Origin of the sequence: Marinobacter sp. BSs20148 (genome assembly GCF_000283275.1) — a bacterium.
Lineage (GTDB): Bacteria > Pseudomonadota > Gammaproteobacteria > Pseudomonadales > Oleiphilaceae > Marinobacter > Marinobacter psychrophilus.
On record NC_018268.1, the window covers coordinates 2809005 to 2835350 of the forward strand.

The following is a 26346-nucleotide window of genomic DNA, read 5'->3' on the forward strand; positions in this document are numbered from 1 at the left end:
GTTTAACCAGAATCACGTTCAAAAAGCGCGATGGATTCCACATGAGTAGTATGCGGGAACATATCCATGACACCCGCTTGCACCAAGCGGTAGCCGTTACGCACCATAACACCCGCATCCCGCGCCAAAGTGGCCGGATTGCAAGACACATACACAATGCGGCTAGCGTTAAAGGCGGTTAAGTACTGGCAAATGTCTTCGGCGCCGGAGCGCGGCGGGTCAATCAGGATTTTGTCGAAACCCTCTTTGGCCCAGCTCTGGTCAGTAAAATCGCCGTGCAAGTCGGCGCCAAAAAAGGTCACATTATCCAGGCCGTTCAGCACGGCGTTCTCGCGGCCGCGCTCAACCATGGCGTCGTCGCCTTCAACACCGACCACCTGGCCACCACTGCGAGCCAGCGGCAGGGTAAAATTACCCAAGCCGCAAAAAAGATCCAAGACTCGCTCACCGGGCTGCACATCCAGCCAGTCGATGGCGCGCTTAACCATTACCTGGTTGATGCTGGCATTCACCTGGGTGAAATCCATTGGGTGAAACGCCAGGGTCAAATCAAATTCCGGCAAGCTGTAACTTAAACGTTCATCCTGGCGACCTGCAGATTTCGGCCAAATACGGTGAACCGTGTCCGGGCCTTTAGGTTGCAAATAGATGTGCAGATCGTGGTTTTGACCAAACACAATCAGCTTGCTGCGGTCACCGTCGCTCAAGTCCTCCATATTACGGAACACCATCACGGCCACATCATCACCGCAGGCAACCTCTACCTGGGGAATGCGGTCAAAAGCATCCATGCCGCGCAGCAATTCGCGCAGCGGCATAATGCGTTCACCAATACGTGGGTCCAGCACCAGGCAGCGGTCAATATCCGTCAGAAAATTACTGCCCTTTTCGCGGAAGCCAACCAGCACTGAGTCACGTGCTGTTACGAAACGCACACCCAGCCGCGCTTTGCGGCGGTAACCCAAGGTGTCAGCGCGCAGTGGTTTAACCCACTGTTCGGGCTCGATACCACCAAAATGGGTAAAGTGCTCTTTCAGAGTGTTTTCCTTGAACGCAATCTGCGCTTCTGCACTCATGTGCTGCAGGCTGCAGCCACCGCACACGGCGGCAAAGTCGCAGGGCGGAACCTGGCGGTCGGGAGCCGCGTTGAGTACTTCAAGGGTACGCAATTCGTCAAATTTGCTGCGACTGCCAACGATCTTGGCCAACACTGTTTCGCCTGGCAGCGCGCCGCTGACAAATTGGACCTTACCCTCGTTACGGGCAATACCACGGCCATCATGACCGAGCTTTTCGACCTCGCAGCGCACAGGCTCCTGGGGCAACACTTTTCTGCGTCTTCTACTCATCAATTCTTCTCTTTTTTAATCAGACTCAAGCGCCAGGAAATACGCCGGTAGACAGGTAGCGGTCACCACGGTCACAGATAATGCCCACGATGACGGCGTTTTCAAGCGTTTGGGAAAGTCGCAGCGCCGCAGCGATTGAACCGCCAGACGATACGCCGCAAAAAATACCTTCTTTTTCAGCCAGCGCGCGCATCGTGGTTTCGGCCTCGACCTGACCAATATCCATTACCTGATCAACCGCCTTGGCATCAAAAATTTTAGGCATGTAGGCTTCTGGCCAGCGCCGAATGCCCGGTATGGCCGCGCCTTCGCTGGGTTGCAGGCCAACAATGCGGACCTCGGGGTTACGCTCTTTTAAATAGCGGGACACGCCCATAACCGTTCCCGTGGTGCCCATCGAGGCCACGAAATGGGTTACCCGGCCATTGGTCTGCTCCCAGATTTCAGGGCCGGTGGTGCGGTAGTGCGCCAGTGGGTTGTCAGCATTGGCAAACTGATCCAAAACCTTGCCTTTGCCTTCGGCCTGCATGCGTTCGGCCAGATCGCGGGCGCCTTCCATACCGTATTCCTTGCTCACCGCAATAATTTCGGCGCCATAAGCGCGCATGGACGCGCGCCTCTCTTCGCTCATATTGGAGGGCATAATCAACACCATGCGGTAACCCTTTATCGCCGCCGCCATAGCCAGGGCAATACCGGTATTACCGCTGGTAGCTTCAATCAGAGTATCACCGGGCTTGATGTCGCCGCGGATTTCGGCTTGTTGGATCATGCTGATCGCGGGCCGATCTTTGACCGAACCGGCCGGATTATTACCTTCCAGTTTGGCAAGGATGACATTACTGGTATCGCCTGGCAGGCGCTGCAGGCGAACCAGGGGGGTTTTACCAACATAATCTTCAATGGTTGGAAAGTACATAATGAGTCTCTGTGGTACACTTTTGGTGTTAAATCATACGCCTTATAGCGACTCCAGCCCAATACAGCTTATGGCTATCGCAAGAGCCTGGCGCTATCGCTACGAATTAGGTCACCTGCTGCCGGCAACAACACCCGTCGGGCGCAAATACCGAACCAACAGACTGATGCCCGTAGTCAGCGGGCAAAATGCCATTTTCAGGGATTGTTTATGGGGCGCTGGGGTTTTGCCAACCGTGGTATTCGTCACTGGGGCATTCGCAACAAGGTACTGATGGCCACACTGGCACCCACACTGGCTACCACTTTATTGCTGGGCCTGTTTTTCAGTTCAAGTTGGGTTGACCAGATTGAAAGCCTGCTGCGGGACCGCGGCGAAGCCTTGTCGCGGCAACTCGCGGCGGGCTCAGAATACGGCCTGTTTACGGCCAACCGGCACTTATTAGGCAGCCTTTCCAACGCGTTACTGCAAGAGCAAGATGTACGCTCTATCAGCTTTTTCGACAGCGCCGGCGAACGTCTTTTGCACACCGGCCCCGACACCCACAAACACGATATCGGCGAGCAGCTGCGGGATCAGGTCGCGCAGCAGCTGCCGCACCCGCAGAGCACTCTTTTCATTACGCCGGTTACCCTGCAGGGCCTGATGATCGAGAACCTGGTCAATGGCAAGGCTGAGGCGCCTAGTGCCCAACAAACGCTAGGCTGGGTAGCGGTGGAAATGTCCCATATCCGCACCGAAAAAGAAACCTACAAAGCGTTGCTGATTTCCCTGCTGTTAGTCCTTTCCGGTGTGGTGTTCAGCATGCTGGTGTCGCTGTGCCTGAGCCGGGCTTTCACCAGTCCTGTTTATAAGCTTAATAAAGCCGTTGCCGAGCTTAAAGAAGGCAAATTGGAAACCCGGGTTTGTACTCAAGCTGGACCCGAGTTTGAACAGCTTGAGTCTGGCCTGAACGCCATGGCGGCTGCCTTGAGCATGGCCCAGGCAGACATGCAGCAAAACGTGAACCAGGCAACCGAAGACCTGAGGGAAACGCTGGAAACTATTGAAGTCCAAAATATTGAACTGGATTTTGCGCGTAAGGAAGCGCTCGAAGCGAGCCGCATAAAATCGGAATTTCTGGCCAATATGTCCCACGAAATCCGGACTCCGCTCAACGGTATTATCGGATTCACCGAACTGCTGTTAAAAGGCTCTCTGGCCCGCCAGCAAAAAGATCACCTGAACACCATTCGCAAGTCATCGGAAATCCTGCTGACCATCATTAACGACATTCTCGACTTTTCTAAAATCGAAGCCGGCAAGCTAACGTTTGACCGAGTACCGTTCCAGCTGCGGGACATTGTGGAAGAAGTCATGGTGATGCTTGCGCCGGCAGCGCACGACAAAAACCTGGACCTGGTAAATCTGGTTTACAACGATGTGCCCAACAACTTGATGGGCGACCCATTAAGATTGAAACAGATTATTACCAATTTGCTCAACAACGCCATCAAGTTTACCCACGCCGGCGAAGTCGTCCTGCGTGCCAGCCTAGAAGAAGAGGACGCCAGTAATGGCTCCGTTACCCTGCGTATCAGCGTAGCGGATACAGGTATGGGACTGTCACGTGCACAACAGCGACCATTGTTCGATGCGTTTAGCCAGGCCGACGCATCAACCGCACGGCAATATGGTGGCACCGGGCTCGGGCTGGCTATATCCAAACGCCTGACAGAGGAAATGGGCGGCAAGATCGGCCTGGAAAGCGCGCTGGGAAAAGGCTCTACATTCTGGTTCACCCTGACCAGCACGCGGGCCAGCCAAAACGATAGCGACAGCCCCCGTAACGGCCTGCGCGGTGAACGCATGATTTACTTGGAGCAACAAAAAACTACTGGCCTGGCGATGGAGCACCTGTTGCGGAACTGGGGCGTTACCGTAGAGCGGGTTAGCTCTCCTGGCGCCATGCAAGAGCGCATCGAACAGGCGCAACAAGAACAGACCGGCTTTGCCGTCGCGCTGATTGGTATTAATCGCCATTTACTCAATTCCAACCGATATCGCAGTCTGGTGCACAGTATTGAGGTTGACCGCGATTGTCGCACCCTGTTGCTCACGCCAACCATGGAGAGCCACGACACACCCCTGGTAGCCAATGTTAGCAGCCACCTAACCAAACCCGTCTTGCGCGCGGAGCTCTACAATGAACTGACGTTACTGGTGCACGGCATCAACGCTAACGACCACACGGCTGATCGCGGTTACGGTCTGGCAACACCACAACCGGAACCCGGCAGAGAAAGCCTCAACCCCTGGGTTCTGGCGGTAGACGACAACGAAGCCAATCTTAAACTGGTACTGACCCTGCTACAGGATGCGGGCGTAAACACGGTAGGCGCCGCAAGTGGCTTTGAAGCGTTGACAAAGGCCCGCTGCCGTCAATTCGATTTGGTATTCATGGATCTGCAGATGCCAGGTATGGACGGCGTGGCCACCACCCAAAAGCTAAGGCAGCTGGAAACCGCCAGCTGCCAACGTGCCGCCATTATTGCACTGACCGCGCACGCCATGAGTGACGAGCGAGGCCGGTTGGCGCGGCAGGGATTCGACGGCTACATGACCAAGCCGGTCAGCAGCCGCCAACTGCTGGACGCCGTCCAGCAACACACAGGATTGATATATTACGACGGCGCCGAAGACGGCGATCGAGCTAACGAAGTGCGCGATAGTCGAAGAGCACTGCGACCGTCGAGTCGACGAATGACCAGGGAATGCATCAGTATTGAGGAAAGCCTGCGCTTGGCAGCCGGCAAAGCAGACCTGGCCGAAGAGTTGCTCAGCATGCTGCTGGAACAGATAACACCCACCGTTGAAACCATTGAACATCATTGGCGCGATGGCAACAGACTGGAACTGCTCGAGTGCGTGCACAAGCTGCACGGTGGCACCCGCTACTGCGGCGTACCGGAAGTTCGAGCCGCTGCCAATCAACTGGAGACCGCGTTAAAAACGGCTGACAGCGATATTAATCCCCTGACCGATCAGCTGTTGAGAGCATTGAAGCGGCTATTAAACTGGGGCGACAACACCCATTGGCAGTTACTCTTCAGACAACACGGCAGCCCTATGCACTTTTAGAGTCGACGCACTCCTAACGCCGGCAAGCGTTATCGATCAGTGTTTTCATGTCCCGCACTGCTTCTTTCAGACCGGTGAAGACCGCTCGGGCGATAATAGCGTGGCCGATATTCAACTCATTAATCCCGGCAATCGCGGCCACCCGCTCGGTGTTGTGATAATTCAGACCATGGCCTGCGTTAACCACCAAACCCTTCTTGCGAGCGTAGGTGACCGCTTCCACCAATACCTTGAAAGCCGCATCCGCAGCCGCGCCGCTGGCCTCGGCGTACTCACCGGTGTGCAATTCAATCACCGGCGCGCCACAGCGCACGGCAGCATCAATCTGAGTTTTGTTAGGGTCGATAAACAGGGATACTTCCGCACCTATGGCCGCCAGGCGTTCGCAGGCTCTGGCGATGCGGGCTTCCTGGCCATCAACGTCCAAACCACCCTCGGTGGTCAGTTCTTCGCGTTTTTCAGGCACCAAGCACACGCAGGCCGGGCGGATTTGTTCGGCAAAATCCAGCATGGCGTCGGTAACCGCCATTTCAAGGTTCATTTTGGTCTGCAAGGTATCGCGTAACAGCAACACGTCACGGTCTTGAATGTGGCGACGATCTTCCCGCGGGTGAATGGTTATGCCGTCGGCGCCGGCTTCTTCCGCCAGCAATGCAGCCTGTACCGGATCGGGATACCGTGTACCGCGGGCCTGACGTAAAGTGGCCACGTGATCGATATTCACACCAAGCAATACTCTGGAGTTCATTTTACTGCCCCTGGCTGGATAAAAAGTTGGCGGCTGTGCAACGGTCGCCCCTGTAATAAATAGTCTACCAGCGAGCGCATCACCCGCTTGGCGCTGCGGCGCGCTTCAATTTCACTGTAATCATTGGCAGCAAGCGCAAGCAGCGCATCGCCACGAAGTTTTTTCACCCGCACATCGGCACCCGGGCGCTCAATAATGCCCTGCTGCGGGTGATATCCGTAAAACCAGCCCGATTGCACCGGTGCACCGCTATCGGTAGCAAGGTCCCAAGCAAAATCGTACCCCAGGGCCAGCGCCAGACTGCGCTCGAAACGCCGCAGCACGGGTTCCAGCTCAGCAGCAGCAGCCAGCTCGGCCATGGCATCAAGATAAGCAGCAAATAACAATGGATAGGGGTCAGCTGCGGGCAAAATGCGCTGAAGCAATTCATTCAGATAAAAACCGCTGAACAGCGCTTGCGATTGCGCCAAAACCGGCGCATATCGAACGTCTGCCTGGGTCAAGGTTTTCAGGTCCCCGCGACCGACCCAGTCCAGCAATAGCGGCTGAAAAGGTTGCAACTGGGCTTTGAGCGGGCTTTTGCTAGTGCTGGCGCCGCGAGCAATCAAGTCAATACGGCCATAATTCAGGGTGAAAACATCTACTTGCAAGCTGGTTTCACGCCAGGGCCGGCGATGAATCACATAGCCCGGCTCCTGAATGACCTTGCCCCTCATACAACAAGCACCTTAGCCCTCATGGCAGACTCAGAAGTCGTTCATGCCAAGGCTTTTCAAAGCCCGTTCACTGTCGGCCCAGCCGCGTTTAACCTTCACCCAAAGCCGCAGCATGACTTTGTTGTCGAACATGCGTTCCATATCGATCCGGGCATCCTGGCCAATGCTGCGCAGGCGGTCGCCCTTGTCCCCAATGATAATTTTCTTCTGACCTTCACGCTCCACCAGTATCACGGCCGACACGTGCAAGGTTTTACCATCATGTTTGAACTCTTCAATTTCCACCGCCACCGAATATGGCAACTCTGCACCTAGCTGGCGGGTGATTTTTTCACGCACCATTTCCGAGGCCATAAAGCGCTCGCTGCGGTCGGTAATCTGGTCGTCTGGGTAAAAGTGCACGCTCTGCGGCAGGAAGCGGCCGACACACTCTTCAAGCGGTAGCAGATTCGTCTGGCGCAGCGCCGAGACGGGAATCATTTCGGCGAAATCGCGCTTGCGCGACAGCATGTCCAAATGCGGCAGCAGGGTTTCCCGCTTTTCAATCTTGTCGACCTTGTTGATCGCCAGAATCACCGGGCATTTCAAGCTAGAAAGTTTCTCCAACACCAGTTCATCGGCGGTGGTCCAGGCCAGCTGGTCAAGCACAAATACCACCACGTCGACACCTTTCAAGGCCGAGGTAGCAGCCTTGTTCATGTATCGGTTTATCGCCCGTGGTTCTTCTTCATGCATACCCGGTGTATCGACATACACAGCCTGCACCGGGCCAATGGTTTTTATACCCAAAACCTGGTGACGGGTGGTTTGCGGCTTGCGCGAGGTAATACTGAGCTTCTGGCCCAGTATGTGATTCATCAGGGTAGACTTGCCCACATTGGGGCGCCCTACGATGGCCACAAAGCCACAACGGCTGTCGGGGTCTTGCGGGCGGGTTGTATCCGTCATCAATCGTTCTCCACACCCAGTTCTTTCAGGGCATTACGGGCGGCTTGCTGTTCGGCTATGCGGCGACTGTTGCCGCTACCTGTGGTTTTGCGCCCTAATGAGGACAGCGCGCAGGATATGTGAAATGTCTGATTGTGGGCCTCACCGTCAACTGCCTGAACGTCATAAATCGGCAGCGGAAACTGGCGCGACTGAAGATATTCCTGCAGGCGGGTTTTCGGATCTTTCTGAGTATCCTGTAAGTCCAGATTCTGCAGGCGCAAATCAAACCAACGCAATATCTGAGCTTGACAGGTAACAAAATCACTGTCCAGATAGATAGCGCCGATGACAGACTCTACCGCATCCGCCAGTATCGATTCACGACGAAAACCGCCGCTTTTGAGCTCACCTGAACCCAAGCGCAGATAGGAGCCTAAATCAAACTCCCGCCCAATTTCCGCCAGAGTTACGCCCTTGACCATGCGCGCCCGCAAGCGGCTTAGCTGCCCTTCACGGGCTTTGGGAAAGCGCCTGAACAAATGCTCGGCAATCACCATGTTCACAATGGAGTCACCCAGAAACTCAAGGCGTTCATTGTTCTGATTGCCAAAACTACGGTGAGTCAGGGCCAGCAGCAGACGTTCCTGGGATTTGAACTGATAACCGATACGACGCTGTAAGGGCTCAAGGTCGGGCTGTACGCTCATTGGCCACTCATATCGTAAGCGTGCTTGAAGTGCATCACGGCATCTATGTTACTAATTACCGGCGAGCGCACTTCATAGTCCACCACAATCAGCACCCGGTCACCGTCTTTGTCAACGGTAATACTCTCGGCGCTAAGGGTGCGAACATTGTTCACACTCAGGCGCTTATTAATCAGTGAACGCACTTGAGCCGGCCCCATTGCTGACAATCCTTTGGTACCGTCCAGGGCTTCGAGTGCCTCCTGAATGGTGTAATCATCCATGTACGCTGGCCCAAGTTTCAGCAACAGGGTCAGCAGGCTGCCAAAAAACAGAACCATGACCAGCATGACCAAACCGGATGCGCCGCGCTGCGTGTTTATATTTGACCCATTGTTGGTCATTCCCTGTATCCTCATTAGGTTGCCCATTATTCTATGCCCCCCACCCGACGAAACGATGGCAAGCTGGCCAGCGATTCCCAGTGCATCCAGATAGCAAAGGCCTTGCCGACAACAAGGTCGTCTGGAACCGTGCCCCAGTAGCGGCTGTCATTACTGTTGTCACGGTTGTCACCCATTACAAAATAGTAGCCTTCGGGTACTTGCCATTCGCCTTCACCGCCAGTGCCCAGGCGGCCCTTGGTCAGAAAAATATCATGCTCCATCCCACCTAGCTGCTCGCGCCTGTATTCATTGGGCGGCAGACGCGCCACAAATCGCGATTCCACTTTTTCACCGTTTATGAACAAAGTTTTATCGCGGTAGCGAATCTGGTCACCGGGCAACCCAACCACTCGTTTTATGTAGTTGGTTTTACGGTCTTCAGGGTAGCGAAATACCATGACATCACCGCGGCCTGGATCGTCGATGCTGACCACTTTTGAGCCCAGAACCGGCAGCCGAAGGCCATAAGCAAACTTGTTCACCAAAATGAAATCGCCCACCTCCAGGGTAGGCAACATAGAGCCGGAGGGAATCTGGAATGGCTCTACCAGAAACGAACGCAGAACCAACACAATGGCCAATACCGGAAAAAACGAACGGCTCAGCTCGACTAAATAAGGCTCTGTTACGGCCGACTCTTTCTCTGGGGCCACGACACTCGCGTTAGCGGCGCGGCGCGGGCGTAAAAACAGTTTGTCGGCAAGCCAGACCAAACCCGTCGCAAAGGTCAGGATGACCAAAATCAGCGGAAAATCGATATCCATTCAGATGCCTACTTATCAGATGCCTGTTTATCAGGTGCCTATTTATAAGACGCCCATTTTTTTCGATTTTCTAGTTGTCGATTTTCAATACCGCTAGAAACGCATCTTGGGGCACTTCCACGTTACCCACTTGCTTCATGCGTTTTTTACCGTCTTTCTGCTTTTGCAGCAGTTTCTTTTTGCGACTGACATCGCCGCCGTAACATTTGGCGGTCACGTTCTTACGCAAGGCTTTCACCGTCACTCGCGACACGACCTGGTTGCCAATAGCCGCCTGAATCGCAATATCAAACATCTGCCGCGGAATCAGCTCTTTCATTTTTTCCACCAGTTGACGGCCCTTGTGATTCGCCAGTTCACGATGAACAATCAAAGCCAGAGCATCAACTCGCTCACCGTTGATCAGCACGTCCAGACGCACGAGATTAGCGGCCTGAAACCGAATGAAGTGGTAATCCAGTGAAGCGAAGCCTCGGCTGACGGATTTTAGCCGGTCGAAAAAGTCGAGAACCACTTCGGCCATGGGCAGTTCGTAGGAGAGCTGCACCTGCCTGGTAGTAAAGTGCATACTTTTTTGTACGCCGCGTTTTTGCTCGCACAGGGCAATTACATTTCCCAAATGCTCTTGCGGCACCAAAATGTTGGCTTGCACAATGGGCTCACGCATTTCCTCAATTGAGCCAATATCCGGCAACTTTGAGGGGCTGTCTACCGATAATGTCTCACCCTGTTTAGTGAGCACTTCATAAATAACCGTGGGCGCGGTGGTAACCAGATCAATATCGTACTCACGCTCTAGCCGCTCCTGAATAATTTCCATGTGCAGCATGCCCAGGAAACCACAGCGAAAACCAAAGCCCAAAGCGTCGGAGCTTTCCGGCTCGAAAAATAAGGACGCGTCATTCAGCGTCAGCTTATCCAGAGCATCACGAAAATCGTTATAATCGTCGGAGCTGACTGGAAATAAACCAGCGTATACCTGCGGCTGAATTTTTTTAAAGCCCGGCAGTCTGGGAGTTTCGTCGGCAAATTTGTGATGCACAATGGTATCGCCCACCGGCGCACCGTGAATGGCTTTGATACCGGCAACCACAAAACCTACATCACCCGCTTCCAGAATGTTGGTATCGTAGGGCTTTGGCTTAAAAATACCCACTTTGTCTGCATTCCAAGCCTTGCCCGTCGACTTGATAACAATTTTTTCGCCCTTTCTCAGCACGCCCTGGGTCACCCGCACCAGCGACACGACGCCCAAATAATTATCAAACCAGGAGTCGATAATCAGTGCCTGTAGCGGCGCCGAACGATCACCCGTTGGCGGTGGAATTTTCTGGATCAGATCTTCCAGCACATCTTCCACACCCATGCCATTCTTTGCCGAGCAGCGCACGGCGCTGCTGGCATCTATGCCGATGATGTCTTCGATCTCGGCGGCTACCCGCTCCGGTTCTGCCTGCGGCAAGTCCATCTTGTTCAGCACTGGCACAACTTCCAGACCCTGTTCAATAGCGGTATAGCAGTTGGCCACCGACTGAGCTTCAACGCCCTGCCCGGCATCCACCACCAGCAGCGCGCCTTCGCAAGCGTAGAGTGAACGTGACACTTCGTAGGAAAAGTCTACGTGTCCCGGCGTATCAATAAAGTTGAGTTTGTAAACCTGGCCGTCACGAGCGGTGTAATTCAGGGTCACGCACTGCGCTTTAATAGTAATACCCCGTTCACGCTCAATGTCCATGGAGTCAAGCACCTGCTCTGCCATTTCTCTGGAGGTCAGGCCACCGCAGGTCTGGATAAACCGGTCTGCGAGTGTGGATTTGCCATGGTCAATGTGGGCAATAATAGAAAAGTTACGAATTCGGCTCAGTTCAGTCACAGACAATTAATACTCGTATAAGACACAGGATTGAGCCCGGGAAGGGCCGCTGCCGTATGCAGCAGCGGAAATATTTTACAGTTTACCGGCCGCCATTGCCATTGCTGTCGGCGACCGGGTTTGAAGAGGTATTAAGGTTTCATGACCAAATAGAGCGCACGACCCTGACGCACTATGCGCACTGGCACGGCGCGATCGTCGGCCAGATTGCCGGCAATGTTGCGGAAGTCCGCCACCGACGTCACCGCTTTGCGATCGATTTCTGTGATCACGTCATTGGGGCGTATGCCTGCGTCGAAAGCAGGGCCACCCTGAACATCAGCCACTAATACGCCGACACTGATGCCCTGAGCGTCGGTCATGCTCGCCGGCAGCGGCTCAACGCTCAGACCAAACAACGGCGAAGAACTGTCGCCGGGGGTTGCGGGGCTCTGCGTCTGGGCGCCACGCTCATCTGGCAGCTGACCAATTTTCACATCAATAGACATTTCGTTTCCCCCACGCAACACCGTCAACCGCGCTAACTCACCAATCGGCGTGCGCCCCACCATCGGCGGCAGCTCAGATGACAGCTGCAATTCTTCACCGTCATAAGCCAGTACAATATCACCGGACTGCAAGCCAGCGGCCTCTGCTGGTGAACCGCCAAGCACTTCGGCAACCAGCGCGCCGCGCGGACGCTTTAAGCCAAAACTCTCGGCCAGATCACGGTTTACTTCTTGAATGAGCACGCCCAACCAACCGCGGGATACACTGCCATTGTCGCGGATCTGACGGAATACGCTCATGGCGTCATCGATGGGAATGGCGAAAGACACCCCCATAAAACCACCGGAACGAGTATAAATCTGGGAATTGATGCCAATCACATCGCCGTCCATGTTGAACAACGGCCCACCGGAATTACCGGGATTAATAGCAACATCGGTCTGAATGAACGGCACGTAATTTTCGCTAGGCAGTGAGCGGCCAAGAGCGCTGACGATGCCGGCGGTGACGGTATAGTCAAAACCGAAGGGTGATCCGATGGCAAAAACCCACTCGCCCACTTTTAAATCTTTCGACTTGCCCACTTGGACCACAGGCAGATCGTCACCGGTTTCAATTTTCAACACGGCCATATCAGAGCGCGGATCCGTGCCAATCAGGCGTGCTGGCAGTTCACGGCGGTCATTCAAGCGCACAATAATTTCGTCAGCGCCCTCCACTACGTGATTGTTCGTCAGCACGTAGCCATCGCGGGACACGATAAAACCAGAGCCCATAGACTGGCGCGGCTGAGCGCGACCACCTTCGGAATTACCCGAGCCAGGACCCCGAAAAAAATCCTGAAAAAATTCTGGCATCTGCTCCAACTGGCGTTCATCAAAAGGCAGATTCTGGAGACGGCTTGTACTTTCCGGCGCTGCCGAGGTAGTGCTGATATTCACTACCGCTCCGGCATTGTCTTCCACCAACTCGGTAAAATCAGGCAGGCCACGGGCTTGGGTGGCTTGGCTCCATACCAGAAGTATCATCAGAACAGTGGCCAGCAGCGCCGCCCACATCGAAGTCACAAGGTTGGTGGACTGTCTGGCAGCCACAACCGGAGGTGTTTTTGGCATCGAGCAACTCCCGTAATAAGTTCTATGCTGACCTAAACAGCCAGCGAACAGTGATAACAAGCTAATGAGTGAGGGCGAAGCCCGCTATTTCAATATACGAGCGCTGGAAGAAATTATAACGCTTGGGCAGGGGCGTGCTTATTAACCTTCATTAAGTGTGGCTGATAATCGCCAGGCATATGGCGCTGCCAGCGCCTTGCTACGAAAAAGCCTGCACCCAGGCCAAGGCCAGCGGCCAGAATAGCAACGCCGTCGCTGCCCGCCACCAGCTGGTTTGCCGCTATGCTCGCAGCGACCATTAATAGCAGCGGTAACGCATACACCAATAGCGACGCCTGCAATAACGCCTGTTCCGCAATGCCCAGAGTTACATCGTCGCCCACACCCGCGTGCAGAGTGTTCAGAACTTGCACCTGATTGGCCCGACCACCGCTGGCAGCTGCCAGCACACGCTGACCACAGCCACTGCGGGCGGAGCAACTCTGGCACGTACTCTGGCGAATGGTTTGCACCCATACGGTGTTGCCAGATACCGCGACCACCCGACCGCTTTCGGTGATCATCGGCTCGCGCCCTGACGCTCGATCAGGCTTGAAGTGGCGTTATCGACATTAGCGTTATCGACATTAGCACTATCGCCGCTAGAACTATCAACCGTAGCGCCGTCAAAACGCACCGACTCTGCCACTTTTCGGGCGGTGATCGGGGGCACTTCGCCGACCACCGAAATCAACACTTGGCGACCGTCAGACTGCACCGGCCGCAAATACACGGTGGTAGCACCAATACGCGATGCACCTGTCGGCATATCGAGGCTGGCAATGTCTTCAACAAACACCGAAAAAGCCGCCAAACCATCACTGAAGGCGATCACCTGGCGTTTATCCGATCGCGGCGTCGCCGCAGGCTCAAAACCCGCGGGCAGCCAATCCAGCGACCAACCTTGCAGACGAGTCACCAGCTCGGTCGCCGGACTGCCAACTTCAAGACTAAAAGTGCTGGTCTGATGCTTGTCAGCCGTCGCTATCTGCAGCTCGCTATCGGCAATATCATCGGTAATATCGAGGCTGGTGAACTGGAAATGCTCCAGGATCTGATCGTCAGCATTACGGGTTTGGCTTTTTACCAGCAGGCCGGTGTCTTTTTCCAGCCACAAGCGATAGCTGTAGCGGTAAGGGTCGTTAGCGTTCAAGGCAATTTTTACCACGGCGTAGCCTGCTACGCGGCCCTCTCCCAGCATTTGCGCCTGGTACCAGAGCGTTGCAGGCAGTAGCTGATCACTAAACGAATCCGCCAGTGGACCGGAGGGAATAATAGAATCTAATGTAACGGTATCTCGGGCTGGCAACACGCAAACAACCTCCATGTCACGACGTACAATTTCGCCGCTGCCGCCGTCCTGAATAACAAGTCTCTCCTCAACTATACTGCCGTTGTAGCGATGGGCCACTTGCATGGAGTGCACCTGCTGACCGCGGCCATACACAAAAACACCCCGGTAGGAGGTCATGTTCATCGCCGGGCCCAAGCGCTGCAACCACTGGACCGCTTCTGCGCTATTCGCCGTTTGAGGCTGCGCCTCGGTCGCCCGTGTCGCCGCCGGCATCCACAAAAACATAACCGCAAGGGCCAGGAAAAAACGCAACCATACTTTGCCTGCCTGCCCGTTCACGGTTTAATAACCCCCTGCATCAACGCTGACCAGACGCGCATAGCCCACTGAGCCCCGACCGGCACCCACACTGTTATGCTGGGCGTGTTCCAGCAGATAACGGTGAATTTGCTGCCGCTGCCTGTCATCGAGGCTCTGCAGCGATACTTCGCTGACCGTTGCAGCCGAGCTTGGTTCCACTAAGGTCTGTGCCGCAATCAGCTCCGGATCAGCGGCGCTTTGCCAGCCCGAACCCGCGCCAAAACCCACCACCAACGCCATCGCAATCATGGCCACCGCGGGCCAGTGCCAACGCTGAAGACTTGTTGACTCTGCTGCATTGTGCTTTGACGCAGGTACCCCGCCGTCAAGGCGCTGCCAAACACCAGCACTTACATCTGCGGCCGGCGAAACTGAGTCGGCTGCAGCGCCTGAGCCATGCATCAGGTCGTGAATCTGCTGCCAGCGTTGCCACTGGCCGCGCACTTCATCCTGATCGGAAAAGCACAGCAAACGCCGCACAGCGAGCTCGTCTGCTTCGTCGTCCATCATGGCCGACAGGGTTTCTCTGAGACGATCATCCATGGGATGCAACCTCAATTGTTTGCAGAATGGTTGAGCAAGGGGCCAAGATGGCGGTCTACCGCATCCCGAGCCCGAAAAATACGGGAACGCACCGTGCCAATCGGGCATTCCAGTATGCGAGCAATGTCTTCGTAACTCAGGCCATCATATTCTCGTAACAAAAACGCCGAACGCAATTCTTCCGGCAGTGCGTCTATGGCTTTGTTCAGGGCCCGCTGCAACTGGTCGCGCTGCAGCAGCTTCTCTGGCGAAGCAATATCACGCAGGCGTTGGCCATCGTCATAGTTTTCCGCGTCCGCCGAATCCGCACTGCTCTGAGGGCGCCGACTGCGCGCTTCCAGATAGTTTTTGGCTGTATTAACCGCTATGCGGTAAAGCCAGGTGTAAAATGCGCTGTCGCCCCGAAAACGGTCTATGGCGCGAAAGGCTTTAACGAAAGTTTCCTGGGTAAGATCCATCACTTCATGACTATCGAATACATAACGACTAATGATAGAGGCTACTCGCGACTGGTATTTCAGCACCAGCAGATCGAATGCAGCGCGGTCGCCATTGCGTACCTTGCGCACTAACTGCAAATCGGTCTGGCTGTCGCCCTGGTCGAGGGCTGTCTGATCGATACTGGACGTCATGGACGGTTTGCCGGCACTCACTGGTTCGGTGGCCTGAGTTCTGGCCTGTTTAAGAATGGAATGCATCATGTTGCTGCCCGGCGTCCATTTTTGGAGTTTTCGGGAAAAATGACCGCTTAAAAGCGACTTCCCGGTTCTGGCAAATGGACAGCGAGCACAAAGTTTAGTTCAATACCCATCCACATTATGGCCTGTGATACTAACCCAATGCCACAATCCTTCGAGTTCGATGTACTGGTGATCGGCAGTGGCGCTGCCGGTTTGACGGTGGCTCTGAATCTGCCACCCCATTTGCGCGTCTGTGTCCTTAGCAAGGCCGCCATCAGCAGCGGCGCCACCCTTTGGGCCCAAGGCGGAATTGCGGCGGTTCTTGACGAGGAAGACTCCGTTGAAAACCACATTCAAGACACCCTGGACGCCGGAGCAGGCCTATGCCATAAAGACGCCGTGCGCTTTACTGTAGAGCACAGCAAGGCCAGCATTGACTGGCTGGTTGATTCCGGCGTGGACTTCACTCGCGATAACAACGCCGCTTTCCACCTGACACGCGAAGGTGGCCACAGCCATCGCCGCATTATCCACGCTGCAGATGCTACCGGGCAGGCGGTGTCTTCTACCTTGGTGGCCCAAACCGAAGCACGAGCTAATATCACGCTGATGTCTGGTCGGGTCGCGGTGGATCTGATCACCAACCGCAAACTATCGCTGCCTGGCAATCGCTGCGTGGGCGCTTACGTGCTGAATCTCGACGACAATCACGTCGAATTGATCCGTGCCCGCTTTACTGTAATTGCCACCGGAGGGGCCTCCAAGGCCTACCGCTACACCACCAACCCAGACGGTGCTTCTGGTGACGGCATTGCTATGGCATGGCGTGCGGGCTGCCGCGTCGCCAATATGGAATTCAACCAGTTTCACCCGACCTGCCTTTATCACCCGCTCGCCAAATCGTTTTTAATCAGCGAAGCTCTGCGCGGCGAAGGTGGGCATTTGAAGTTGCCGGACGGCAGCCGCTTTATGGACCGTTTCGACAGTCGTGCGGAACTGGCACCCAGAGACATTGTTGCCCGCGCGATCGATCACGAGATGAAACGCCTGGGCGCAGACCATTTGTACCTGGACATCAGCCACAAGCCGGCAGATTTTATAAAGCATCACTTTCCGACCATTTACGAAACCTGCCTGACCTATGGCATTGATATCACCTGCGAGCCAATTCCAGTGGTGCCAGCTGCTCATTACACCTGCGGTGGCATCATGAGTGACCAACGCGCCAGAACCGACATCAACCAGCTTTACGTGGTCGGCGAAGCCGCTTTCACCGGCCTGCACGGTGCCAACCGCATGGCCAGCAACTCTCTGCTAGAATGCTTGGTGTATGGCCGCGCTGCAGCGGAAGACATTACCCGCCGAGAAGCCGACATACCGGCCGTGCCAGATGTTCCGGAGTGGGATGAAAGCCAGGTTCGCGATTCTGATGAAGACGTCGTTATTTCCCACAACTGGGACGAACTTCGCCACTTTATGTGGGACTATGTCGGCATAGTTCGCACCACAAAGCGCTTGCAGCGGGCCAAGCACCGGGTCGATTTGCTGTCTCGGGAAATCGGTGATTTTTACAGCAATTATCGGGTATCCAACGATTTACTGGAATTGCGCAATCTGGTTACCGTGGCTGACCTTATTATCTGTTCCGCGCTGCAACGGCATGAAAGCCGTGGCCTTCACTACACCCTGGATTATCCGGGGCTGCAGGCGAAAGCCCGTGACACTCTATTGGTACCAACAACGTACCGCACTTCGGAACCTTGACACTCCATAGGAGTGACACCAAGTAGCACCAAACCCAAAACTGACAGGATACGATATGTCTGAAGCCCCAATCACCTCAAACTCTCCCGAGTTCAAGCGTTTATGGTGGCACAGCCGCCGCGGTATGCTGGAACTGGATAATCTCCTGGTGCCGTTTCTGGAGCAGGCCTACTGCGATTTGAACCCAAACGACCAAGCCTGCTATGAAAAACTGCTGACCTGTGAAGACAGCGACATGTTCGAGTGGTTTATGCAACGCAACAAGTCCGACGACCCAGATCTGCAGCGCATCGTTGAAGTTATTCTGAAACGTGTCCAGCCGGATTGATATCAGACTGTGTCCAGCCGGACTGGTGGGTGCTTTCGCCGCCCTACCTTGGCTGGTGCTAGCGGGTTTTGTGAGTTTGCTGTCCGCTGATGGCCAGGTGTGGTTATTGGCGATGATTCCTCTGGCCGCTGTTGGTGCGTCTCATGCTGTTCGCAGCCACGGCTTGCTGCTGGGGCAACACTGCGTTGTTGGATTGCGCCTTCATGACGGCCAACTGTGGGCCTTACACCACGACAACGCGGCGGTCGCCGTCAATCCGGGCCCTGGCAGCCGCATTGGCGCCCGCTTCAGCGTTCTGCAATTGCGCCAGGTCCACAGCAACCGCTATTACACAACGGTATTGCTGCTCAGCGGCTGCCATGGCAACCTGCCTTCAGACGATGCGCGCCGTTTGCGCCTGTGGCTAAGGCTTGGGCAAAAACCTATGCCCACCACCGTTTGACCCCATTTGCATTTGTTTTGCGGAGCTTGTAATGAGTGACACCACCACCTACCCGTCAGTTGACAGCCCAATTGCACCCTCCATTGCGAATGGGATAGCAGAACAAGCACTGCCAGAAAACAACTGGGCAGAGCTGAGTGACCGGCTCATGCTGACAGTCAGCGGGGCTGGCACCGAGAAATTTTTGCAAGGCCAGTTCAGCCAGAACGTGAGCGAAGTCACCGCGGATAAGTCCCTGCATGCAGCCGCCTGTAATCGCAAAGGCCGAGCCTACGCCTTGGTGCGTATGGTGCGCCACGATAGCGATATTCTGATGGACTTTAGCCGCGAACTGGCGGATGCCACTGAGGCCGAGCTGCGCAAATATTTGATGCTGTTTCGCGGCACCACCATGGTCCGCCTGGATGACAGCAAGATCATCGGCATCTTTGGCAGTGAACTGGCACAGGCGGTGGTTGGTGAACAGGCTGCGCTAGTCACCGACCTGCGGCAACCCGGAGACACCCTGGCCACTGGGCACGGCCACCTGATTTTGCTGGAGCCTTCCATCGAAGGCCCTGCACGCTATGAGCTCTGGTCACCAAACGGCGCCTTACCCGATGTACTGGAAACCAACAATCAATGCAGCCTGGCTGCTTGGCAAGCCGGACAAATTGCCGCCGGGGTACCATGGCTGACCAGCGCAACCGTCGGCGCCTACGTGCCACAGATGCTGAACTGGCAACATTTAGGAGGCGTCCACTTCAAAAAAGGCTGTTACACCGGCCAGGAAATTATTGCGCGCATGCACTTTCTCGGGCAGCTGAAAAAAAGCCTTTACCGGCTGGCCGTTACCGCCGATGCAGAACCGGCCGTTGGCGACGCTATCAGCAATGGCGAACGCAGCGTGGGCGAAGTGGTCAATATCTCGCAGACCGGGCCGCAGCAGTATCATTTACTGGCGGTCATTCGCCATAACGCTTCAAACGGCCCGCTGACACTGGCCGATAGCGGCGGTGCCAACCTGCAACTGTGCCCGCTGACGTACGCCGTGCCGGAACGTGAACAACCGCAAAACGCGGCAGATACATAACGTGACAAGCAAGCATCACCAAATTTGCTGTAAACTCGTCCATGATGCGAATACCCATCGGGCCACAGGCCAGTGCTTCACCGCTTAACCGGACGCGATCACCCTATGTCGAACATCGCTGAAACAATCAAGAACGACCTGATTACCGCCATCAACCGCGACAAGCTGGTGCTGCCCACACTGCCCGAGGCTGCGCTTAAAGTTCGTGATATCGCACAGTCTGAGGACTCGGCAATCACAGACCTGGTCAAGGTGATCAGCAACGATACAGCGTTGTCTGCGCGTCTTATTCGCGTTTGTAATAGCCCGTTGTTCCGCGGTAATCGCCCGATCGAGAACCTGAGTATGGCGGTTAACCGTCTGGGCATGACTTACACCAGCAGCCTGGCCATGGGTCTGGCTATGGAGCAGATGTTTCAGGCAACCTCGGACATGATCGACAAACGCATGCGCGCGACATGGCAGGCCAGCATAGAGGTCGCTGGCATTTGTCACGTTCTGACCAAGAATTACACGCGCCTTAGACCCGAACAGGCCACCCTGGCAGGCATGGTGCACTTGATTGGTATGCTTCCGATACTGCGCTATATCGAAGACAATGACATCAAAATCAGCGGCATTGTGCTGGATGAAATCATTGCGGAACTGCACCCGCAGATCGGCGCCATTATCCTCAAGCGCTGGGATTTTCCCGCCGACCTGCAGGATGTTCCGTTACTTTATAACCAGTTCGACCGCAGCCCTGCTAAGGTCGATTACAGCGATCTGGTGATGATAGCCAATCTGCAGAGAGTTGCCGGAACCGATCACCCCTGGGCTCAGATGGACTGGACCGCCATTAGCGCGTTCGAACGGCTTGGGCTTGATCCTGCAGGAAGTGACGATGAGAACCTGGACGCCCAGATGGCGGCCGCCATGGCAATGTTGCAGTAACGAGACCAGGAAAAGTCAACGCGGGGAACAGCAGGGGCGCTGGGGCAGCGCCCAGTCAATAGCTGTAAGACCCCTCTCACCCAGCCATCGATTGGCCTGGGAAAAATGTTGGCAACCAAAAAAGCCGCGATAGGCGCTCAGAGGTGATGGATGCGGCGCTTCCAGCACCAAATGTTTTTGGTGATCAATACCGCGGCCCTTTTTATGGGCGTAACTGCCCCAAAGCATAAATACCACCCCTTTGTCCTGCTCATTGACCGCTGCGATCACAGAGTTAGTAAATTCTTCCCAGCCCATACCTCGGTGCGCACCAGCACGGCCCTTTTCGACGGTTAAAACGCTGTTCAGCAGCAAGACGCCTTGGTCGGCCCAGGCCTGCAGACACCCGTGAACTGACGGCTCGATGCCAAGGTCACTGCGAATTTCCTTAAACATATTAACCAGCGATGGCGGCGTACGGGTACCAGGCAACACCGAAAAGCTCAAACCGTGGGCCTGGCAAGGCCCGTGGTAGGGGTCCTGCCCCAGAATAACCGCTTTCACCTGTTCCAACGGCGTACTGTTCAGCGCGTTAAATACCTGGCGCGCCGGTGGGTAAATGTTCTTACCCGCCGCTTCCTCTGCTGCTAAAAACTGCGCCAAAAACGCCATATACGGCTGCCGGAACTCGGCTGCCAGCCGTTCTGACCAACCGCGGCCGGGCAGCAGTTGCTGCGCCAACCTCTGTAACGGCGCCACCGCTTAGCCTTCGCTCTTTTTGCTATCCGCTTTATGTTCCGGGCGCATGGCCGGAAACAGGATAACGTCGCGGATAGACGCGGAGTTGGTGAGCAGCATAGCCAGACGGTCGATACCAATGCCTTCGCCCGCGGTGGGCGGCATGCCGTATTCCAGCGCCATCACATAGTCTTCATCGTAGAACATGGCTTCGTCATCGCCGGCGTCTTTTTCCGCCACCTGGGCGCGGAAACGCTCGGCCTGGTCTTCAGCGTCATTCAACTCGGAGAAGCCGTTGGCAATTTCACGGCCGCCGACAAAGAACTCGAAGCGCTCGGTGACAAACGGATTACTGTCTTTGCAGCGGGCCAGCGGTGACACTTCTTTCGGGTATTCGGTAATGAACGTGGGCTGCATCAAGCGGTGCTCGGCGGTTTCCTCGAAAATCTCGATATGCACTTTGCCAAGGCCCCAGCTGTCTTTTATTTTAACGCCTAGGTCTTTCGCCATCTGCCGCGCAAAGGTTTCGTCCGCCAGTTGTTCGGAGCTGACGTTTTCGTTATAACGCACAATAGCGTCAACGACGGTCAGCCGATCAAACGTTTTGCCAAAGTCGTATTCGATACGGGTTTCATTACCGTCGGCGTCAACCGCCGTATTCACTACTAGGCTGGAGCCCAAAACCTGCTCAGCGATGCTGCGCAGCATGTCTTCGGTCATATCCATCAGGTCGTTGTAGTCGGCGTAAGCCTGGTAGAATTCGACCATGGTAAATTCCGGGTTGTGACGGGTAGAGAGACCTTCATTGCGGAAATTACGGTTAATTTCAAACACCCGCTCGAAACCGCCTACGACAAGGCGTTTTAGATACAGTTCCGGCGCGATGCGCAAGTACATGTCAATGCCCAGAGCGTTGTGGTGTGTCATAAACGGCCGCGCTGTGGCGCCGCCGGGGATCACCTGCAACATGGGCGTCTCAACTTCCATGAAGTCACGATCAGCGAAAAACTGGCGCATGGCGGTAATGATTTTCGAGCGCGCCAAAAACACCCGGCGACTGTCTTCGTTGACCATCAAATCTACATAGCGATGGCGATAGCGGGACTCGGTATCGGTCAGGCCTTTGTGCTTTTCCGGCAGCGGGCGCAGAGATTTTGTCAGCAGCCGATAATCGTCCATGATGACGTAAAGGTCACCCTTGCCCGAGCGCGCCAATATGCCGCGAACCCCGATAATGTCTCCTAAATCCCAGTGCTTTGTCGCCTTTTGCACATCTTTGGTGGCGTACACCTGAATTCGGCCAGTCACGTCCTGAACCACCTTGAACGCCTTGCGATCCAGCATCATGCGGCCGGCTATGGCCACCGGAATCGCCATGTCTTCCAACTGCTGCTTGCTATAGTCCGCGTACTTTTCCAGCAGTTCGGCAGCGGTACTGTCGCGACGAAAATCGTTGGGAAACGCATTGCCCTGCTCGCGAATATCCGCCAGTTTAGCGCGGCGCTCGGCAATCAGCTTGTTGTCATCGGGCTGGGCATTGTGCATCTGTTCGGTCATTTTGGCTCACTGGGAATAAGAATCGGGTTAATCCGGATCAAAGGGAAGGGCGCTGGATCACAGCGCCATTTTCAGGCTGGCTTCAATAAACTTGTCGATATCGCCATCAAGTACCGACTGGGTATTGCTGGTTTCTACCTTGGTGCGCAAATCCTTGACACGGCTGTCATCCAGCACGTAAGAGCGGATCTGGCTGCCCCAGCCGATGTCGGACTTGGAGTCTTCCAACTTTTGTTTCTCGGCGTTACGGGCCTGCATTTCGTGTTCGAATAACTTGGCTTTCAGCTGTTTCATGGCCTGATCTTTGTTCTGATGCTGGCTACGACCGGCTTGGCAGGCTACAACAATGCCAGTTGGGTTGTGGGTCAAACGCACGGCCGACTCGGTGCGGTTAACGTGCTGGCCACCAGCACCAGAAGCACGATACACATCCACCCGCAGATCCGCCGGGTTGATTTCAATAACAATGCTGTCGTCTACCTCAGGTGCCACAAACACCGATGAAAACGAGGTGTGGCGGCGGTTACCGGAATCAAACGGCGACTTGCGTACTAAACGATGCACGCCGGTTTCGGTGCGCAGCCAGCCAAAAGCGTAATCGCCTTGAATGTGAAGCGTAGCGCTCTTGATGCCCGCCACTTCGCCTTCCTGCAACTCGACAATCTCGGCCTTAAAGCCGCGACGCTCGGCCCAGCGCAGATACATGCGCAGCAGCATATTGCCCCAGTCTTGGGCTTCGGTTCCGCCAGAGCCTGCCTGAATGTCCAGATAGGCATTGTTGGGGTCCATTTCGCCGGAAAACATGCGACGGAACTCAAGCTTTGCCAGATTTGCATCCAGCTCTGCAAGATCATTTTCGATATCGGCAACCGTGGTTTCGTCGTCTTCTTCAACGGCCATCTCAAGCAGGCCTTCGGCGTCGGTCAGGCCGCTGGTCAGTCGATCAATGGTGGACACGATCAGCTCCAGATCGGAGCGTTCTTTACCAAGAGCTTGCGCCCGCTCGGGATCTTCCCAAACGCTTGGCATTTCCAGTTCGCGCTCTACTTCGGTCAGACGTTCGCTGCGCTGGTCGTAGTCAAAGATACCCCCTGAGCGCTTCAGTGCGCTCACGCAGTTCTTTGATCTTCATAACAATGGGATTAATTTCCATGAAATGCGGACTCGCTCTGGCAAGTGATGGTTAAAACAAGGGCATTATTCTACCGGAAATCCGCCGTTAAATCAGCCGCTACAAAGCCACACACAGCGGGCTTTTTTTGCGGTTGGGACACACCCTTCTGCCTGACCCACTAATTCAACACGAAATTGGCAAAGGTTTCTCAAAACTGGCACAAGTTTCGCTAGCTATCCATCAACACACGATTAAATGCCGGCATAACTGCAGGGTTTTGCCGCTTCTTATGCGAACACGAGGTGCCCCATGCACGCACAGTCCGAAGCCCGTCACAATCACGATCACCAAACTGAAACAGCTCGGCTGCTTCTGCTGGCCAATGAGACTTATGGCCGTTCTAACCAAAGCGACACGGCCTACGCTCAGCGCGTGGCCGCGCGTATCGAATGCCGCGAACAGCTGCAAAGCCTGTTAATGCGAGCACCCGAAAATGCTCAGGCGCAAGGTTTGATGGGCAGAGTGGAGATGGACGATGGCAACCTGCAAAAAGCCCGCAACTTGTTTGACAACAGCCTGAAACTGCAGCCCAACCAAGCACAGCAATACATTAACCTGGGTTACTGGGCGTTGAGAGTTGAGCGCCCCGCTCAGGCCGAGCAGTATTTTTCCCAAGCGTTGCAGCACGAACGGCAATCTGCTTCCGCATTTGGTGGCATAGCCCATGCAAAACGGCTTCAAAATCAATTTGATGTTGCCTATCTACATTACCGCTCGCTGATCCGCAGCGGCCACGCCAATACGAGGGTTTACAGTGCAATGCTGGAGTGTGCCAGCCACCTTAGCGTTCATAGCGCGGATCCGCTGCTGCGTGCAGACGCCATAACCTTGCTCAACCAGAGCCACTTGGCGCACCAGAAAATCGGACGCTTTGTGTGCGAGATTCTACGCCAGCACTATTCACCAGACATATCCGGCACAATGGATGAACTGGCCGTTGCAGCCAGCGACGAGCTCCTGCTTCTAGCGCTGAATCAGATTATCCTGCCGGATCCGGCTGTGGAATCACTGATTACGTCATTGAGACACCAGCTGGCACAGCACATTGCCCGCAACGGCGAGCTAGAGGACGACCTGCAACAGCTCGCGCTCGGGCTAGGTCGCTACGCGGAACGAACCGGTTACGCGCTGGCCACCCAAGATGATGAACAGCAATTGGCAGCGACCATAAACATCAACCTACGAGCACAGTTCAGTCAGGGAGACGGCCCGGAGGCTCTGGCTGGATCGGTCATTATCAGCGCGCTTTACGGCGCTCTGTTCCACCAGGATTTTGCCGCCGCGCTGGGCCACTGGAATCTGGTGGATTGGCCGCTGGCAATGCAGCCACTGATGGCAGCAAGTTATTACGACCGTGCCTGGGAAGAGGCCGTGAAACAGAATTTTGCAGAGAAAGCGGAGGAACTGCACCTGGATCGCGACGACACGCCCCAGGCCTGGCCGGCATGGGCAGAGCTCAACAGCAACACTGAAACCAGCCTCCGAGCGCTGATGGCTAACGAATTAGGCCTGCCGGTCGAGCAGCTGCCACCTACATTGCGGTTGATGGTGTGCGGCTGCCAGAGCGGCCAAAGAGCGTTAGAATTGGCGCGTTATTTAAGCGATGTGGAAGTCATCGCGGTGGACGAATCTCTGGCAAATGTAGCCCGCGGAAGCGCCATGGCCGAGGCGACAAATATTGATAATATTGTGTTCTGGCCATGGTCGTTGGCGCAACGCTTCATTGCCGACGGCCACCAGGTGCACTGGGTTGAAATAGGCCGTTTGCCCTCTCCAGCAATGGCCGACCTATCGCTGGCAAACTTGGTAGACCAAGTTACCGCCTCTGGCGCAGTCATCCATCTGCACACCGATATGGCCGAGCAAACTCGTGGTGACAAGCAGATACGCCGGCTTATCAGCGAGCACAATTTGGAGCCCCGCCGTAATACGTTGCAACAACTGCGGCACATGGTACTGAATAATCGCTCAGGCGACGTATGGCAGAGCCTGCTGCAAGATGAAAATTTCTACAGTCTGGGCGGTTGTCACGACCGCTGGTTCCGGCCACAGAGCGAGCAGCAACTGAAATCTGTGCTGGCCATGGTCAGTAACGAAGTGCAGTGGAAGCTGGTCAAAGCCCGCGACGAAGACGGTCACAGCCTGGCCACCGGCCCGGTGCAGCAGCAAATTCGCGAGGAAGCTCTAGGCAGCCACGTTCAAAGTCTGCTGGGCCAGCAATTGAGTGTGTATTTTCAGCGTCGACGCTGATTGCGACAACTTTGACTATCGCGAATAAAGAAAACACA

24 protein-coding genes are annotated in these 26346 nt (G+C 55.2%); 7 read left to right on the top strand and 17 right to left on the bottom strand.

Annotation, left to right across the window (positions count from 1 at the left end; genetic code table 11):
- Positions 1-2 precede the first annotated feature (2 nt).
- Both rlmD and cysM read right to left on the bottom strand, forming a co-directional pair.
- Complete coding sequence (gene rlmD, locus MRBBS_RS12715; RefSeq protein ID WP_083847056.1) at positions 3-1349, bottom strand: 23S rRNA (uracil(1939)-C(5))-methyltransferase RlmD; 1347 nt, start codon at positions 1347-1349, stop codon at positions 3-5.
- Positions 1350-1374: 25 nt separating this feature from the next.
- The gene (gene cysM / locus MRBBS_RS12720; protein ID WP_014871932.1) at positions 1375-2268 is read right to left on the bottom strand and encodes a cysteine synthase CysM; all 894 of its coding nucleotides are present in this window, start codon (positions 2266-2268) and stop codon (positions 1375-1377) included.
- A gap of 210 nt (positions 2269-2478) precedes the next feature.
- Between cysM and MRBBS_RS12725 the strand changes: the two genes are divergently transcribed.
- Positions 2479-5388: an ATP-binding protein gene (locus tag MRBBS_RS12725; RefSeq protein WP_014871933.1), complete on the top strand. Its 2910-nt coding sequence runs from the start codon at positions 2479-2481 to the stop codon at positions 5386-5388.
- Between the two features lie 13 nt (positions 5389-5401).
- Here the strand turns inward: MRBBS_RS12725 and pdxJ are convergent, their stop codons facing one another.
- From pdxJ to rpoE, 12 genes are all read right to left on the bottom strand, one after another.
- Positions 5402-6136, bottom strand: a complete 735-nt coding sequence (gene pdxJ, locus MRBBS_RS12730; protein ID WP_014871934.1) for a pyridoxine 5'-phosphate synthase — start codon at positions 6134-6136, stop codon at positions 5402-5404.
- Positions 6133-6852 carry a DNA repair protein RecO gene (gene recO, locus MRBBS_RS12735; RefSeq protein WP_014871935.1) on the bottom strand — a complete coding sequence of 240 codons (720 nt, stop codon included), beginning with the start codon at positions 6850-6852 and terminating at the stop codon, positions 6133-6135. The genes pdxJ and recO overlap by 4 nt, the downstream gene beginning before the upstream one ends.
- Positions 6853-6882: 30 nt before the next feature.
- Positions 6883-7800 carry a GTPase Era gene (era, locus tag MRBBS_RS12740; RefSeq protein ID WP_014871936.1) on the bottom strand — a complete coding sequence of 306 codons (918 nt, stop codon included), beginning with the start codon at positions 7798-7800 and terminating at the stop codon, positions 6883-6885.
- A complete protein-coding gene (gene rnc / locus MRBBS_RS12745) occupies positions 7800-8489 on the bottom strand; it encodes a ribonuclease III (protein WP_014871937.1) in 690 nt (229 codons plus the stop codon). The genes era and rnc overlap by 1 nt, the downstream gene beginning before the upstream one ends.
- Positions 8486-8872: a DUF4845 domain-containing protein gene (locus MRBBS_RS12750; protein ID WP_014871938.1), complete on the bottom strand. Its 387-nt coding sequence runs from the start codon at positions 8870-8872 to the stop codon at positions 8486-8488. Before MRBBS_RS12750 ends, rnc begins: the two co-directional genes overlap by 4 nt.
- 26 nt (positions 8873-8898) lie before the next feature.
- Positions 8899-9678 (bottom strand): signal peptidase I, encoded by a 780-nt coding sequence (lepB, locus tag MRBBS_RS12755; RefSeq protein ID WP_014871939.1) that lies wholly within the window; start codon positions 9676-9678, stop codon positions 8899-8901.
- Between the two features lie 70 nt (positions 9679-9748).
- The gene (gene lepA / locus MRBBS_RS12760; protein ID WP_014871940.1) at positions 9749-11551 is read right to left on the bottom strand and encodes a translation elongation factor 4; all 1803 of its coding nucleotides are present in this window, start codon (positions 11549-11551) and stop codon (positions 9749-9751) included.
- A gap of 131 nt (positions 11552-11682) precedes the next feature.
- Positions 11683-13155: a DegQ family serine endoprotease gene (locus MRBBS_RS12765; protein WP_014871941.1), complete on the bottom strand. Its 1473-nt coding sequence runs from the start codon at positions 13153-13155 to the stop codon at positions 11683-11685.
- 113 nt (positions 13156-13268) lie between these two features.
- Positions 13269-13718 carry a SoxR reducing system RseC family protein gene (locus MRBBS_RS12770; protein WP_014871942.1) on the bottom strand — a complete coding sequence of 150 codons (450 nt, stop codon included), beginning with the start codon at positions 13716-13718 and terminating at the stop codon, positions 13269-13271.
- Positions 13715-14800: a MucB/RseB C-terminal domain-containing protein gene (locus MRBBS_RS12775; protein ID WP_014871943.1), complete on the bottom strand. Its 1086-nt coding sequence runs from the start codon at positions 14798-14800 to the stop codon at positions 13715-13717. The genes MRBBS_RS12770 and MRBBS_RS12775 overlap by 4 nt, the downstream gene beginning before the upstream one ends.
- Positions 14801-14830: 30 nt before the next feature.
- Positions 14831-15391: a sigma-E factor negative regulatory protein gene (locus MRBBS_RS12780; protein WP_014871944.1), complete on the bottom strand. Its 561-nt coding sequence runs from the start codon at positions 15389-15391 to the stop codon at positions 14831-14833.
- An 11-nt stretch (positions 15392-15402) separates the two neighbouring features.
- A complete protein-coding gene (gene rpoE, locus MRBBS_RS12785) occupies positions 15403-16089 on the bottom strand; it encodes an RNA polymerase sigma factor RpoE (protein WP_014871945.1) in 687 nt (228 codons plus the stop codon).
- Between the two features lie 141 nt (positions 16090-16230).
- On the opposite strand from rpoE, the gene nadB reads away from it, so the two are divergent.
- The 5 genes from nadB to MRBBS_RS12810 all read left to right on the top strand — a co-directional run bounded on the left by nadB (position 16231) and on the right by MRBBS_RS12810 (position 20610).
- Positions 16231-17835 (top strand): L-aspartate oxidase, encoded by a 1605-nt coding sequence (gene nadB / locus MRBBS_RS12790; protein WP_014871946.1) that lies wholly within the window; start codon positions 16231-16233, stop codon positions 17833-17835.
- Between the two features lie 55 nt (positions 17836-17890).
- Positions 17891-18163 carry a succinate dehydrogenase assembly factor 2 gene (locus MRBBS_RS12795; RefSeq protein WP_014871947.1) on the top strand — a complete coding sequence of 91 codons (273 nt, stop codon included), beginning with the start codon at positions 17891-17893 and terminating at the stop codon, positions 18161-18163.
- Complete coding sequence (locus MRBBS_RS12800) at positions 18147-18605, top strand: hypothetical protein (protein ID WP_041635290.1); 459 nt, start codon at positions 18147-18149, stop codon at positions 18603-18605. Before MRBBS_RS12795 ends, MRBBS_RS12800 begins: the two co-directional genes overlap by 17 nt.
- A 31-nt stretch (positions 18606-18636) precedes the next feature.
- The gene (locus tag MRBBS_RS12805; RefSeq protein WP_014871949.1) at positions 18637-19677 is read left to right on the top strand and encodes a YgfZ/GcvT domain-containing protein; all 1041 of its coding nucleotides are present in this window, start codon (positions 18637-18639) and stop codon (positions 19675-19677) included.
- 105 nt (positions 19678-19782) lie between these two features.
- Positions 19783-20610, top strand: coding sequence for an HDOD domain-containing protein (locus MRBBS_RS12810; RefSeq protein ID WP_014871950.1), 828 nt, complete (start codon positions 19783-19785; stop codon positions 20608-20610).
- 15 nt (positions 20611-20625) lie between these two features.
- Here the strand turns inward: MRBBS_RS12810 and ung are convergent, their stop codons facing one another.
- The 3 genes from ung to prfB form a co-directional block, all read right to left on the bottom strand.
- Complete coding sequence (gene ung / locus MRBBS_RS12815; protein WP_014871951.1) at positions 20626-21348, bottom strand: uracil-DNA glycosylase; 723 nt, start codon at positions 21346-21348, stop codon at positions 20626-20628.
- 3 nt (positions 21349-21351) lie between these two features.
- Positions 21352-22884, bottom strand: a complete 1533-nt coding sequence (gene lysS, locus MRBBS_RS12820) for a lysine--tRNA ligase (protein ID WP_014871952.1) — start codon at positions 22882-22884, stop codon at positions 21352-21354.
- A 57-nt stretch (positions 22885-22941) separates the two neighbouring features.
- A protein-coding gene (gene prfB / locus MRBBS_RS12825; protein ID WP_144012716.1) for a peptide chain release factor 2 occupies positions 22942-24037 on the bottom strand; the annotation gives its coding sequence in 2 pieces (ribosomal slippage) (positions 22942-23964 and positions 23966-24037; 1095 coding nt in all).
- 270 nt (positions 24038-24307) lie between these two features.
- Here prfB and MRBBS_RS12830 point away from each other — a divergent pair.
- Complete coding sequence (locus MRBBS_RS12830) at positions 24308-26308, top strand: tetratricopeptide repeat protein (protein ID WP_014871955.1); 2001 nt, start codon at positions 24308-24310, stop codon at positions 26306-26308.
- The last annotated feature ends 38 nt before the right edge of the window (positions 26309-26346 follow it).

Coding starts and splice junctions, on each gene's coding strand:
- rlmD (WP_083847056.1), bottom strand. CDS start 1,349: ATGAGTAGAAGACGCAGAAAAGTGTTGCCCCAGGAGCCTGTGCGCTGC.
- cysM (WP_014871932.1), bottom strand. CDS start 2,268: ATGTACTTTCCAACCATTGAAGATTATGTTGGTAAAACCCCCCTGGTT.
- MRBBS_RS12725 (WP_014871933.1), top strand. CDS start 2,479: ATGGGGCGCTGGGGTTTTGCCAACCGTGGTATTCGTCACTGGGGCATT.
- pdxJ (WP_014871934.1), bottom strand. CDS start 6,136: ATGAACTCCAGAGTATTGCTTGGTGTGAATATCGATCACGTGGCCACT.
- recO (WP_014871935.1), bottom strand. CDS start 6,852: ATGAGGGGCAAGGTCATTCAGGAGCCGGGCTATGTGATTCATCGCCGG.
- era (WP_014871936.1), bottom strand. CDS start 7,800: ATGACGGATACAACCCGCCCGCAAGACCCCGACAGCCGTTGTGGCTTT.
- rnc (WP_014871937.1), bottom strand. CDS start 8,489: ATGAGCGTACAGCCCGACCTTGAGCCCTTACAGCGTCGTATCGGTTAT.
- MRBBS_RS12750 (WP_014871938.1), bottom strand. CDS start 8,872: ATGACCAACAATGGGTCAAATATAAACACGCAGCGCGGCGCATCCGGT.
- lepB (WP_014871939.1), bottom strand. CDS start 9,678: ATGGATATCGATTTTCCGCTGATTTTGGTCATCCTGACCTTTGCGACG.
- MRBBS_RS12765 (WP_014871941.1), bottom strand. CDS start 13,155: ATGCCAAAAACACCTCCGGTTGTGGCTGCCAGACAGTCCACCAACCTT.
- MRBBS_RS12770 (WP_014871942.1), bottom strand. CDS start 13,718: ATGATCACCGAAAGCGGTCGGGTGGTCGCGGTATCTGGCAACACCGTA.
- MRBBS_RS12780 (WP_014871944.1), bottom strand. CDS start 15,391: ATGGATGATCGTCTCAGAGAAACCCTGTCGGCCATGATGGACGACGAA.
- rpoE (WP_014871945.1), bottom strand. CDS start 16,089: ATGCATTCCATTCTTAAACAGGCCAGAACTCAGGCCACCGAACCAGTG.
- nadB (WP_014871946.1), top strand. CDS start 16,231: ATGCCACAATCCTTCGAGTTCGATGTACTGGTGATCGGCAGTGGCGCT.
- MRBBS_RS12795 (WP_014871947.1), top strand. CDS start 17,891: ATGTCTGAAGCCCCAATCACCTCAAACTCTCCCGAGTTCAAGCGTTTA.
- MRBBS_RS12805 (WP_014871949.1), top strand. CDS start 18,637: ATGAGTGACACCACCACCTACCCGTCAGTTGACAGCCCAATTGCACCC.
- MRBBS_RS12810 (WP_014871950.1), top strand. CDS start 19,783: ATGTCGAACATCGCTGAAACAATCAAGAACGACCTGATTACCGCCATC.
- lysS (WP_014871952.1), bottom strand. CDS start 22,884: ATGACCGAACAGATGCACAATGCCCAGCCCGATGACAACAAGCTGATT.
- MRBBS_RS12830 (WP_014871955.1), top strand. CDS start 24,308: ATGCACGCACAGTCCGAAGCCCGTCACAATCACGATCACCAAACTGAA.